This window comes from Hydrotalea lipotrueae (genome assembly GCF_019249625.1).
Classification (GTDB): domain Bacteria; phylum Bacteroidota; class Bacteroidia; order Chitinophagales; family Chitinophagaceae; genus Hydrotalea; species Hydrotalea flava.
Map to the genome: position 1 here is coordinate 72,555 of NZ_JAESDL010000010.1, position 13,055 is coordinate 85,609.

Sequence of the window (13,055 nt, forward strand, 5' to 3'; positions counted from 1 at the left end):
TTACCACAAGGCATACGCTGTCAGATTTTTTTAGTTAAATAATTTATTTTAGTTCATTGATACGCTTATCAATTTCTTTTTTGATGGCATCATTGTTAATCATTCGTTTGGCAGTTTCATACCACTGAATGGCATGGGCTTTATCGCCCTGCATATCATAGGTTTCGGCTAACTGAAAAATGGCTTCCAGATTATGCGGATCTTTCCGCACAATGAACTGAAAACGTTCAATTGCCTTGTCTAACTGACCACTTTTTTTACCTCCTAACCCCAATACCATTTGTGCATAGAGGTTATTGGAGTCTTTCTGCGCTATTTCACGAACCGGCAGGATACCCTGCATGGGATTATCAGAAATATTGCCGAACATATAACAAGCCCCCAGCCCTATTTTACTGGAATCGTTGTTGGGATTGATGACAAGTGCCCTATCTAAAAGATCTTTTGCATTTTCTGCCAGCCAGTGTTGCATAGCCGGATTATTCTCTGTCAGCAGGTTATCTACAAACAGTTGGGCGGCAAATGTGAGACTTTTTTCCGAATTCTCCAACTTAGCTGCCTGTGCGGTATAATAAGCATAGGGTTCAAAAACGTGGGCAGAGTCTTTCCAGAACTTTGCCAACTGGTGGTAAACGTGCAATTGCTGGTCTTTTACATCGCCACGGGTTATGGCATTTTCAAGAGCAATGATTCTTTGATTTTGTTCGGGGTTGAGCTGCTTGCGGGCTTTTTGTAAAATATCTTTGAACTGAACTGCGGGTGGTGCACCTGTCTGTTGCTCCATTGACGCTGCGGCTCCGGAGGATTTGGGGGCACTCACTTTTCCAAATACAAATAACAACACTACCACCACAACGGCACCGGCAACCAGTAAAATTTGACTTCTTTTCACTATTTCAATTTTGCGCAAAGTTATTCCGACTTGCGCTTGTTCCGCACTTCTTCCATAAATTCTTTTGCAGGCTTAAAGGCGGGAACAAAATGTTCGGGTATTTGCACCGTGGTATTGTACTTGATATTACGGCCTAATTTAGCCGCCCTTTTTTTGGTAACAAAACTGCCGAAACCCCTGATATAAATGTTACGACCGGCAGCCAGATTGCCTTTTATTTCGCCTAACATAGTTTCAAGCGTTACCAGTACATCCACTTTTGGTATACCTGTTTTTTCGGAAATGATGGTAATGAGATCTGATTTTCTCATAAAAAAGCTTTTCAGTTGAATAGTTTTTAAAATTAGAACAAATTTTGTGTATTACAAGAAAATAAAAAAAATAATACATATTAGTGACTGACTGCAAATTTATTTATAAGTGCATGATTTACATAATATTGTGCCAGATATTCTTTGATTGAATTATACCTTAACCGCTCAACAGTTTCATGTATTGTGCCAATTTTATTACAACTTTGCCCCCTATGCGGCAACAAAAATTAACACCCTTGCTTTTGCACTGGCACCGGCACCACAATGAACGCATCATGCCCTGGAAGGGGGAGAAAGACCCCTACAAAATATGGCTGAGTGAAATTATACTGCAACAAACCCGTGTAGAACAAGGGTGGGCTTATTATGAACGCTTTTTAAAGCAGTACCCTGGCCTGCCCGATCTAGCCCATGCAACAGATGAAGCTGTTTTTAAATTATGGGAAGGACTGGGCTATTACAGCCGCTGCAAAAATTTATTGCGTACTGCACGATTCGTATTACAAGAATACGGTGGACAATTTCCTGCCGATTATACTGCCCTGCTGGGTATGAAGGGAATTGGGCCTTATACAGCAGCAGCCATTGCTTCATTTGCCTTTCAACTGCCTTATGCCGTGGTAGATGGTAATGTTTTTCGTGTGTTGGCACGTGTATTTGGCATTGATACCCCTACCGATAGTACAAAAGGAAAAAAGGTATTTACACAACTGGCACAGGAAGTATTGTGCAAGCAACACCCGGATTTATTTAATCAGGCTATTATGGATTTAGGCGCTACGGTATGCAAACCCATACTGCCACTTTGCAGATCCTGCCCGTTGCAGCCCATCTGTAAAGCACATCATGAAGGTACCGTTTACCAATTACCCGTGAAAGAAAAAATATTACTGAAGAAAAAACGCAGGTTTTATTATTTTTTATTAGAACAGAATGGAAAGGTATGGATACACAAAAGAACCAGGAAAGATATATGGGAAAATTTGTATGAACTGTTTTTGGTTGAAAGTGAAGAAGAAATAGAATGGACGGAAAAGCAGGTGCAGCAATGGTTACACGAACAATGGGGGGTGAAGGATTATACTTTACTGCAGGTTTCAGGCAAGGAAACACAGCAGCTTACACACCAGCAAATTTCAGGAAGATTGATACATGTTCAATTCAAAAAAGCACTGCCTGCCTTGCAACAATATGAAACCATAGCATTGGCACAATTGGCAGAAAAACCTTTTCCGAAATTTATACACCAGTTAATGAAAAATGCAGGAATATGGTAATACATGAAGTACACCAATCCATAATCGTTATGTATTACAGATAATTGCTGAACCCATAAAATTTTATAAAACATTTTTATTTCTGAGCATGTACCAACCCTTCAATAAAAGAAGATACGAGCGATACAATGATACTGAACCAAAGGGCAGGCCACCAGCCATCTACCCGGAAGCCAGGCACCAGCGCCGAGGTCCATTTAATAATTATTACATTAATAACCAACAGAAATAAACCCAGTGTAAGGATGGTGAATGGAATGGTTAACAGCACTAAGATAGGTTTTACAAATGTGTTCAATAAACCCAGCACAGCCGCCACCAGTATGGCCGTAGTAGTGCTGTTCACATGCACGCCATTCAAAATGAATGTGGCCAGCAGTATGGCTACCGCTGTGAATAATACTTTGGAGAGGAATGACACCATACAATTTTAATTTATATCACCTCAAGTTCGTAAAAATCATCCGGATTCAGGTATTTTTTTGCCAGTACCTGCAGCTCCTCACCGGTAGTATCTTTTATGGTTTGAATGCTGGTATAAAAATAATCGGCCGGCATCTCATTCAGAATATAGCTTTTCCAACGTTCTATAATATGAAAAGGCCCATCCACATCACCCAGCAGGGTTCCAATCATAAAATTTTTAATAAGGCTCAATTCTTCTGCCGTTACAGGTTCTTTTTGCAGGTCCAGCATTTCTTTATAGGTTTCTTCAATGGTAGCGCGGCTAACATCTCTTCCTGCTTCGGTAGTTACCATCCATGCACTTTGTTGCTGATGTGCCTGTATATAAGAGTGGATGCCGTAGGTATAGCCTTTGTCTTCGCGGATATTGCTCATCAATCTCGATCCAAAAAATCCGCCAAACAATGCATTCAGCAGTTGCGCTTTCAAAAAATCGGGATGATGGCGATTGGGGAAAGGCCTTGCCAAACGAATGGCAGCCTGCACTCCATTGGCATCATTCATTACAGAATACTTTTTCTGAGCCGAAGGTGTAATTGAAAAATCAGGCTTCGCCAATGCAGTACCATTCAATGGCAGTTGACCAAAAAACTGGTTGAGCAACTGTTCAACATTGGCCGGTAATTTACCGGCAATAAAAATGGTACAGTTGCCTTTCAAATAATATTGCGCATAAAACTGCAAGAGATCTTCACGTGTTAATGCATCATAATCAGCCGGATTACTATATTTGCCATAAGGATGTTGTTCGCCAAACAAATATGCATCTATCATACGATTGGCCACAAAATCTGCCTTCTTCAAATTCACCGCCAGACGTTGTTTTTGATTTTGCCGGTAAATGTTCAGTTCTTCTTCCGGAAAAACCGACTCACTTAAAATTTCTGACATAGCAGGCAATAACTGTGGTAGGTATTTGGTTAAACTGTGCAAACTAAGGGAAGCCCTTTCGTGGTAGCAGCCCCGGTTCAGATAAGCGCCATACATTTCAAAATGTTCATTCAGTTCAAATGCATTTTTGGTGCGGGTGCCATTTTTTAATAAGAAATTAGTGGTAGCTGCCTGTATATTTTTTTGCTCGTACCAGTTGCCTGCATGGAAAACCAATTCTAACTGTACTACTTCCTGAGCACCAGCTTCCACTGCATAAACGGGTACACCGTTATCGAGTGTAAAATGCCTGACAGGCTGTAAATGTAAATGCAGGTGTATAGGTTCAGTAATGGCCGGTTGTTGGGTTCTGTTCATCATAATGCTTTGCTGTAATAATAAAGGGTATTTACATTTTCCGGTTTAAAAATAGTTTGTGCACCTTGCCTGATATCTTCTATAGTAACGGCATGATAACGGTTCAGTTCATGGTTAATCAGATTGGCATCGCCCAGCAGTTCATAATAAGCCAGGCTGTTGGCGCGGTTCATGAGGGCCATATCTTCAAACACAATCACACTTTCTGTTCGATTTTTAATTTTCATTAATTCAGTTTCAGATACCGGATCTTGTACCAATTGCTGTACTACCGCATTCACGGCAGCTTCGGCTTGTTGCATGGCAACCCCTTTTACCAATTTGCCCTGTATGGTTAACAATCCCGGATCAATACTACCCAACTGATAACATTGAATATCAGAAAACAATTGCTGTTCTTTTACCAATGCCTGGTATAAACGAGAAGAGCTGCCACCACCTAAAATTTCTGTAATCAGGTCGGCAACGTAGTAGCCTTTCTGTAAGCGTCCATCCATGTGCCAGGTTTTCATCAACGCATCCAGAGGCACATCTGCAGTTACTTCCATTGTTCTGGCAGCCGTTTGCAAAGGCTCGGCAGGTAAATGGCGTACATATTTTTGAGCCATGGGTATATCGCCAAACCATTTTTCGGCCAAACGGCGGATATTGTTGGTTTTTACATTGCCTGCTACTACCAATATGGCATTAACGGGGCGATAATGTTTGAAGAAAAATGCTTTTACTTCTTCTAACTGCACCTGTTCAATATGGCTCAGTTCTTTACCAATGGTTAACCACTGGTATGGATGCACCTGATAAGCCAATGCCCGCATTTTATGCCACATATCGCCATAAGGCTTGTTGATATAGTGTTCTTTAAACTCTTCACACACTACTTTCCGTTGCACTTCTAAGCTTTTTTTGCTGAAGGCTAAACTTAACATCCGGTCGCTCTCTAACCAAAAGGCGGTTTCAATATTTTCGGCCGGCAACTGGCAATAGTAGTTGGTTAAATCGTCGGTGGTATAGGCATTGTTTTCGCCTCCGGCTCTTTGCAGGGGCTCATCATAATCGGGAATATGTTTGCTGCCGCCAAACATTAAATGCTCAAACAAATGGGCAAAGCCTGTTTTAGCTGGGTTTTCATCTCTGGCACCCACATCATACATCACATTCACAACAGCCATGGGTGTAGCTGTATCTTCATGTACCAGTACCCTTAATCCATTCTCTAAAACAAATCGGTTAAATTCAATCATAATCGTTCAGTGAAGGGTGCAAAATAGCAACAAAAAAGGAGAGTTAGCACACCTGTTTTGGATCAGCAGATTTAAAAATTGATAAAACAGGATTTATCGGCGCAGAATATTCACAATTTTCAAATCTAAAGTTTCGAGTCGGCCTTTACGTTGCACAATTACTTTTATTCTTGAGCCTGCATTTTGCAGTATATTTTTAAAGGTTTGAATATTTTGAGTGAACACATTGTTCATGGCAAGAATGATATCATCGGGTAAAAAGCCTGCCCTGTCGCCGGGCGAGCCGGGCATTACATCCACTACTTTTACGGCACCATTTACCCAATAAATACCCAGTCCGGTATAAGAATAATCGAAAGGATCGAGGTAATGCTGGTTGGGAACAATATAAATACTTCTTTCAGAATAATTGAAAATTGCATTAAACCGGCGCATCAAATCATTACCCAGAATACCACCCAAAAAGGGATAACTGGTAATATTGTAATCATCTCTAAATATTAGTAAAGGCACCCTTCTGAACAGATAGGGGCCAATCTTAATTTTTTCTGTAACGGTTAACTGCATTTCCTTTTTTCCGCCCAAACCCTCGGCTTGTGTGGGATATAATTTACGTTTGGTTTTCAGCAAATTGCTATCCTGCAAAAAACGATCAGATATTAAAAAATACAGCCCGGCTCCGGTATCAAAAATAAAACGGCTCAGTACTTTACGGGCATCGGTAATGATAGCCGGCTGGTATACCAATGTACTAAACCGGGGATGCAAAATATATCCGCCACTCCCCTTTGGATATTTAAATGGACCCGGCGGATACACCCCAATTGTATGGGTATCATAATCAATACTTACTACATACCTGCTAAAAAAAGTATAGCCGATAATGCCATCAATTTTTACGCCATAAACGCTGGTTAACAAATCGTAATTATTGATGTGGAAATCGAGGCTATCTAAGTTAAACCCCGGAAATGAAAGGCGATGATGGTAAGTAAAATCAACCGTTTTAATGCCGGCAATTCCGCGAATGGTGCGGTCGGTGTGCACCCTTTCCAAATGAAATTCATCTACCGTGGCCGAATCGAGCGATATGCCGCCACTGCCGGTATCTAAAATAAAATTGAGTGAATCGGGTATATCATCCAAAGCCGCTTTTAAAATAATGATGCCTCCGCTTAATTGTATAAATTGAAAACCGGCTATGGGTTTTGGGAGCAATTGGGCAAAGGTTTTAGTAGCTTGTACCGACTGTGCCTCAATTAATGAAATACTGAATAAACTGATACAAAATACAAGGATTGATTTCATGCAATGATTCCCATTCAAATTTTAGCATGTATGGGTAATTTTATTCAATATAAGCAAGATTTATAATTTACACAAGTTTAGTTTATACAAAAACATGAAAGGTGTGATGAATTTTTAAACGGAAAAACAAAGACATGTTTTAACCGAAACGTTGATGGGTGCCATGCAACCAAAAGGAGGCAGCAAATGAAAATGGGGTTTATTGGAAGCTGCATTTGTAAATACAACTTTTAGCCCCCTACCTTTGTTACTCTTTAAACATTGTTTATGCAGTTGAATGATTTGTATCAGAAAGCATTAAATCTGGAATTTTTAACCATTGAGGAAGGCATGTTTTTGTTTGAGCAGGCCCCATTAACCGAATTGATGTTTGTGGCTGATGCGCTGCGGAAAAAACAGGTGCCACATGGTAAGGTTAGCTGGCAGATAGACCGGAATGTAAATACCACCAATGTTTGTATTGCCAATTGTAAGTTTTGTAATTTTTACCGCATACCTGGGCATGCGGAAGCCTATATTACCGATATGGATACCTATCGGAAAAAAATTACGGAAACCATTCGTTACGGTGGCGATCAGTTGCTGCTACAGGGCGGCCACCATCCGGAGTTGGGTTTGGATTTTTACACCAATATTTTTCGGCAAATCAAGCAGGAATTTCCCACCATTAAACTGCATGCACTGGGGCCGCCGGAAGTTGCCCATATTACCAAATTAGAACAATCAACCCATCGTGAAGTATTAACTGCATTGAAAGAAGCGGGACTGGATTCTTTGCCCGGTGCAGGTGCTGAGATATTGGTTGACAGGGTAAGAAGATTAATATCAAAAGGCAAATGTGGTGCAGATGAATGGCTGGCCATAATGCATGAAGCTCATGAACTGAATATTACCACCAGTGCTACCATGATGTTTGGCCATGTAGAAACCATTGAAGAGCGGTTTATACACCTTGCCCGCATTCGCGAAGTACAGGCCATGAAACCCGCCAATGCCAAAGGTTTTCTGGCATTTATACCCTGGACATTTCAAGATGTAGATACCCTGTTAACCCGCATCAGAGGTGTACACAATTTAACCACCGCTGATGAATATATACGGATGATTGCCATTAGCCGCATCATGCTACCCAATATCAAGAATATTCAGGCCAGTTGGTTAACGGTAGGAAAAGAAACAGCACAGGTATGTTTACACAGCGGCGCCAACGATTTTGGCAGTATAATGATTGAGGAAAATGTAGTTAGCGCAGCAGGTGCTCCGCATCGTTTTACCTATAAAACCATTCAGGATGCCATTCGCGAAGCCGGCTTTGAACCACAGCTCAGGAATCAGCAATATGAGTGGCGCAACATTCCTGAAACCATTCAAGAGCAGGTGATTAATTATTAAAAAAACAGTTGGATTTTATTGAGGCAATTGATTTTCAGTTGCCTCTTTTTGTTGCCGGCTATAAGGTGCATCGAAAAAATATAATACCAATCCTGCCAATAATATACCTATCCCAATCATACTTTCAACCGGTTTATCTACTAGTGTAAACACCAGTACCCAAGCATTAAACAATAAAAAAATAATTTGCAAAAAAGGCTTCAACGGACTTTTAAATGTTTTGTGTGGCTTTGGCGTAGTAAATAAACTGGTAACTACTGTTAAGGATGCCATTAACTGCAAAATAAAACCGGCATACAGCAATACTTTTTCAAACGAACCGGTTAAGAGTAGTACAATAGCAATACCCACATGCAACCAAACAGCAGCCACCGGTATACCATTTTTATTTTTAGTTGCCAAAGGCCGCCAGAGCATATTTTCCTGCGCCAAAGCACAGGTTACCCTTGGCCCCACCCATAAATAAGAACTAATGGTAGCTATTAACTGAATGGCAATAAAGGCACTCACCCATTTACCGCCGGTAGTACCCAAAATATTGTTAAAGGCAATAAAAGTTACCTCTTCCCTGCCCTTTAAAGCCGATACGGTAGCATGTTTCAATAATACATATTGAAATAAAATATACACTACGGTAACAAATAAAGTGCTGCCTATTAAGGCACGTGGCAGGCTAATGCCGGGATTTTCAATTTCATCTACCACATACGCAGCAGCATTCCAGCCGGTATAGGCAAATGCTACATATACCATTGATACTGCAAATCCGGGTTGTAGTATTTCTTTATGCCAGTTGTTATTCAACTGAATGGCATTGGCTGCCGGTGTGGCATACAACAAACCAATGATGATTAAGATTAAGATAAAACCTATTTTAACCAATGTACTGATATTTTGGAGTCGGCTGCTATGCCGAATGGTAAAACTATGCATTAGCCCAATTAGCACAATAATACCAACGGCCATCCATTGGTTACCTGCAAAGCCCAGCACGGGCGAAAGGTATTGGGTAAATGCCATAGCAGCCAGGGCTACCGGCGCCGAAAAACCAACGGTTAAACCTGCCCAGGCCGAGAGATAACCCAATACCGGATGAAATATGCGGGATAAATAAATATAATCGCCGCCCGATTCTTTGTAGTGGGTGCCCAATTCGGCATAAGCAAATGCGCCAAAAAGTGAAAGTACGCCACCAATAGCCCATAAACTCAAAATACTCCAGGTATTTTGAATGGCATTGAGTTGAAAGCCTACGCTGGTAAAAACACCGGTGCCAATCATATTCGCAATTACAATGGAGGCTGCCGTGTATACGCTGATTTTTTTCAAAAAGAAAAATTAAGTCTGTTCAATAATTATCAAAAACATACCAATCGCCTTTAGAATTCGATCCTGAATTCAGCCACTAAATTAAGGGAAAGCCAATCGAAAACAGGCACCATATTTAACTGCAATCTTTTCACATATAATGTAAAAAAATATTTTTTATCGTATCTTCAGGTTTTTACATTTCAACATCAGCGATTATATAGGAAACAGATTTTTTTAAGGGGTTAGAAGCTGCCTTTTTTTATTCCCGGTTCTTGTAAGTTGAATAAACCAACCAATACCCGGCTCATTAACAACAGCACATTTTATTTAAAGGGTGAATGCCGGGATATGCGTATGGAACATAAAACAGATACTTGCCAACGGCTTTCCCTACCTTTGTCACCTTAAAAAAATGCATCATGAACAAACCTTTTGTTGCACGGATACAGAAAGAACTGGCCGCAATAGCCGAAGCTGGTTTAATGAAAAAAGAACGCATTATTACCAGCGAACAAGGCGCAGAAATTATGGTTAACGGCCAAAAAGTATTGAATTTTTGCGCCAACAATTATCTGGGTTTATCGGCCCATCCCAAAGTAATTGAGGCTGCTCATAAAGCTATTGATACCCATGGCTATGGGATGAGCAGTGTGCGGTTTATCTGCGGCACACAGGATATTCACAAAGAATTAGAAACAAAAATTGCCCAATTTCTGGGAACAGAAGATACCATTTTATACGCTGCCGCTTTTGATGCTAACGGTGGCGTATTTGAGCCTTTGTTCAATGAAGAAGATGCCATTATCAGCGATGCGTTGAACCATGCCTCTATTATTGATGGGATAAGGCTTTGCAAAGCACAACGCTTTCGGTACGAACACAACAGTATGGCCGATTTAGCGGCACAACTGCAAAATGCTGCAAGCTGTCGTAGCCGCATTATAGTTACCGATGGCAGTTTTAGTATGGATGGTACCATAGCACAATTGGATAAAATATGCGATCTGGCCGACCAATACAACGCTATTGTAATGATTGATGAATGCCACTCATCCGGATTTTTAGGTAAAACCGGCAGGGGCACCCACGAATACCGCGGTGTAATGGGCAGAATTGACATTATTACCGGAACCTTGGGTAAAGCATTAGGCGGTGCCAGCGGAGGTTTTACCAGTGGCCGAAAAGAAATTATTGAAATGCTGCGGCAACGGTCGCGCCCCTATCTGTTCTCCAATACTTTAGCGCCCAGCATTGTCGGGGCCAGCATAGCGGTATTAGATATGTTAACAGAAACCACTGCACTGCGCGATAAATTAGAATACAATACCCGCTATTTCAGAACCAAAATGACAGAAGCAGGTTTCGACATTAAACCCGGCGAACACCCCATTGTACCCATTATGTTGTACGATGCAGTACTGGCACAGGAATTTGCCGCTGCCTTGTTACAGGAAGGCATTTATGTAATTGGCTTTTTTTTCCCGGTTGTTCCCAAAGGGCAGGCCAGAATAAGGGTGCAATTGAGTGCTGCACATGAACAACATCATTTAGATCATGCCATTCAGGCTTTTATTAAAGTAGGCAAAAAATTGAATGTGTTAAAATAATATTTATGCAAAGTTCTCTCAGATTTTTTAAAAAAACAGATGGGTTAAAGCAGCTTAAACTACTTGCTGCAGTGCTATTACCGCTACTATTTTTATCGGCCTGCAGCTCTAATAATATTGAGGAAAATGCTTCGCTGGGAACTTATTTTACACAGCATGGTGTACAGGGCAGCTTTGCATTGTTAGACAATGGAAGGGGCAGCTTTACCATGTACCATTTAAAACGGTATAAAGATTCTGCCTACCAGCCTGCCGCTACATTTAATATTGTAAATGCATTGATAGGTTTACAAATTGGCACCATTGCCAATGAAAGAATGCTTATACCCTGGGATGGACAAACACGAAAATATGCCAATGGCGACAGCGCTGCTGCTTGGAATAAAACCCTGCGTTTTGATGAAGCATTTCAGGCAGCTGCCACCCCCTATTTTCAGGAAATAGCAAGAAGAACCGGGAAAGAAAAAATGCAGTATTGGTTAGATAGCCTGCAATATGGGAATCATCGAATAGGCAGCAGTATAGATAGTTTTTGGTTAAATAATACCCTTACCATTACCGCAGATGAACAATTAGGCCTGGTAAAACGCCTTTACTTTGGCCAATTGCCCTTTGATAAAACCTGGCAAATTCTCATCAAAAAGTTGATGCTGAAAGGAAGCAATGCCAATTATCAGTTATCTTACATTGATGGCGAAGGCATTATGCCAAACCAAAAAAGCATTGGCTGGGTATTGGGCTGGGTAGAAGAAAATAAGCATCCTTATTTTTTTGTGTTGAATATAGAGGGAAGTTCAAATACACCCTTACAAAACACCGGCCCGCAAATAGTAGATGATATATTAACCCAATTGGGATTTTTTAAAGGGAAGAAATAGTGTTGGTGAACCAATAATTTAGTTTTTCCTTTTTAACAGGAACCTGTAGCTTGCAGCACATGGTACAATTTGGTAATCAAAATTATTTATGGGCACTATGGGTGCTTGTTCCGTTAGCGGTAGCATATATTGCTGCTATAAGGCATAAGCGCCATATAAGAAAAATGTTGGGCAATGCAACATTGGTGCAACAACTCACCAATAATTATATGCCCAAAAGGTACGGACTGAAAATTGTACTGGTATTTACAGCCATTGGCTGTTTAATATTTTCCTGGGCAAACCTCAGAAAACCTACATCAGAAAAAAACGGTAAGGGTAATGGTATAGATGTGATGCTGGTATTGGATATAAGCAAAAGTATGCTGAGCCAGGATGTGCCACCCAGCCGTTTAGAAAAGGCCAAATCATTTTTAAATCAGCTTACACCCGAAATAGAACACAACCGTATTGGTTTGGTAGTGTTTGCCGGAGAGGCTTATTTGCAAATGCCCCTTACGCCCGATGCTGTGGCCACGAAATTGTTCATTGACAATGCATCGCCCGATTTGGCACCGGTTCAGGGAACCGATATTGGTGCGGCACTTCGATTAGCCGATGCCTCGCTGGATGATGAAGAAAAAAAATATAAAACCGTTGTATTGGTTACCGATGGGGAGGATTTAGATGCAGGTGCAAAAGATGCTGCCGCAACATTGGCAGAGCATGGCACCGTTTTATATACCGTTGGCGTGGGAACGGAAGGAGGTGCACCGATTATGGAAAGTGGCGCTTATAAAAAAGATGCCAATGGCAAAACGGTTATTTCAAAATTAGATGCCCCACTATTGCAGGAACTGGCCAACCAAACAGAAGGTAAATATTATTTTTTAGACAATACCGGCAGTGTGGCCAATGCAATAGCCATGCAATTAAACAATATGCAAACCAAGCCGTTGAACAACAATGGAGGGTATATGCAATATACTTTGTACTACCCTGTATTCTTGTCAGTAGCACTTATATTACTTTTGCTGGAAATATTTATTTCAGAAAAGAAGCGCAACAAAGTTTTATTGAACGTACAAAAGAAACAGAAAGAAACAAAAAAGGCAAACCAATTGGCAAATATCTAAACAAAAA

12 protein-coding genes are annotated in these 13,055 nt (G+C 40.8%); 5 read left to right on the forward strand and 7 right to left on the reverse strand.

Translation table 11 applies throughout. From position 1 onward, the window contains the following. Positions 1-43: 43 nt before the first annotated feature. Positions 44-892, reverse strand: a complete 849-nt coding sequence (locus tag JK139_RS07835) for a tetratricopeptide repeat protein (RefSeq protein WP_288096665.1) — start codon at positions 890-892, stop codon at positions 44-46. Positions 893-912: 20 nt separating this feature from the next. After that, on the reverse strand, positions 913-1,203 hold the full coding sequence (locus JK139_RS07840; protein ID WP_074421138.1) for an HU family DNA-binding protein: 291 nt from the start codon (positions 1,201-1,203) through the stop codon (positions 913-915). 215 nt (positions 1,204-1,418) lie between these two features. Here JK139_RS07840 and mutY point away from each other — a divergent pair, with 215 nt between their 5' ends. Further along, positions 1,419-2,483: an A/G-specific adenine glycosylase gene (gene mutY, locus JK139_RS07845; RefSeq protein ID WP_218330976.1), complete on the forward strand. Its 1,065-nt coding sequence runs from the start codon at positions 1,419-1,421 to the stop codon at positions 2,481-2,483. A gap of 76 nt (positions 2,484-2,559) precedes the next feature. Here the strand turns inward: mutY and JK139_RS07850 are convergent, their stop codons facing one another. The 4 genes from JK139_RS07850 to JK139_RS07865 all read right to left on the reverse strand — a co-directional run bounded on the left by JK139_RS07850 (position 2,560) and on the right by JK139_RS07865 (position 6,745). Further along, entirely contained in the window at positions 2,560-2,907 is a 348-nt protein-coding gene (locus JK139_RS07850) for a phage holin family protein (protein ID WP_074421137.1), read from the reverse strand. Between the two features lie 11 nt (positions 2,908-2,918). Continuing rightward, positions 2,919-4,199: a M16 family metallopeptidase gene (locus JK139_RS07855; RefSeq protein WP_218330977.1), complete on the reverse strand. Its 1,281-nt coding sequence runs from the start codon at positions 4,197-4,199 to the stop codon at positions 2,919-2,921. After that, positions 4,196-5,437 (reverse strand): M16 family metallopeptidase, encoded by a 1,242-nt coding sequence (locus tag JK139_RS07860; protein WP_218330978.1) that lies wholly within the window; start codon positions 5,435-5,437, stop codon positions 4,196-4,198. The genes JK139_RS07855 and JK139_RS07860 overlap by 4 nt, the downstream gene beginning before the upstream one ends. A gap of 93 nt (positions 5,438-5,530) precedes the next feature. Then, positions 5,531-6,745 (reverse strand): aspartyl protease family protein, encoded by a 1,215-nt coding sequence (locus JK139_RS07865; RefSeq protein WP_218330979.1) that lies wholly within the window; start codon positions 6,743-6,745, stop codon positions 5,531-5,533. A gap of 267 nt (positions 6,746-7,012) precedes the next feature. On the opposite strand from JK139_RS07865, the gene mqnC reads away from it, so the two are divergent. Next, positions 7,013-8,137: a cyclic dehypoxanthinyl futalosine synthase gene (gene mqnC, locus JK139_RS07870; protein ID WP_218330980.1), complete on the forward strand. Its 1,125-nt coding sequence runs from the start codon at positions 7,013-7,015 to the stop codon at positions 8,135-8,137. A gap of 15 nt (positions 8,138-8,152) precedes the next feature. On the opposite strand, the gene JK139_RS07875 is transcribed toward mqnC, so the two are convergent. Continuing rightward, positions 8,153-9,466 (reverse strand): APC family permease, encoded by a 1,314-nt coding sequence (locus JK139_RS07875; protein WP_218330981.1) that lies wholly within the window; start codon positions 9,464-9,466, stop codon positions 8,153-8,155. A gap of 401 nt (positions 9,467-9,867) precedes the next feature. Here JK139_RS07875 and kbl point away from each other — a divergent pair, with 401 nt between their 5' ends. From kbl to JK139_RS07890, 3 genes are read left to right on the forward strand one after another with little or no spacing between them, the layout of a single operon-like run. Further along, positions 9,868-11,055: a glycine C-acetyltransferase gene (kbl, locus tag JK139_RS07880; RefSeq protein WP_218330982.1), complete on the forward strand. Its 1,188-nt coding sequence runs from the start codon at positions 9,868-9,870 to the stop codon at positions 11,053-11,055. A gap of 5 nt (positions 11,056-11,060) precedes the next feature. Beyond that, a complete protein-coding gene (locus JK139_RS07885) occupies positions 11,061-11,933 on the forward strand; it encodes a penicillin-binding transpeptidase domain-containing protein (RefSeq protein ID WP_218330983.1) in 873 nt (290 codons plus the stop codon). Between the two features lie 59 nt (positions 11,934-11,992). Then, a complete protein-coding gene (locus JK139_RS07890) occupies positions 11,993-13,048 on the forward strand; it encodes a vWA domain-containing protein (protein ID WP_218330984.1) in 1,056 nt (351 codons plus the stop codon). Positions 13,049-13,055 lie beyond the last annotated feature (7 nt).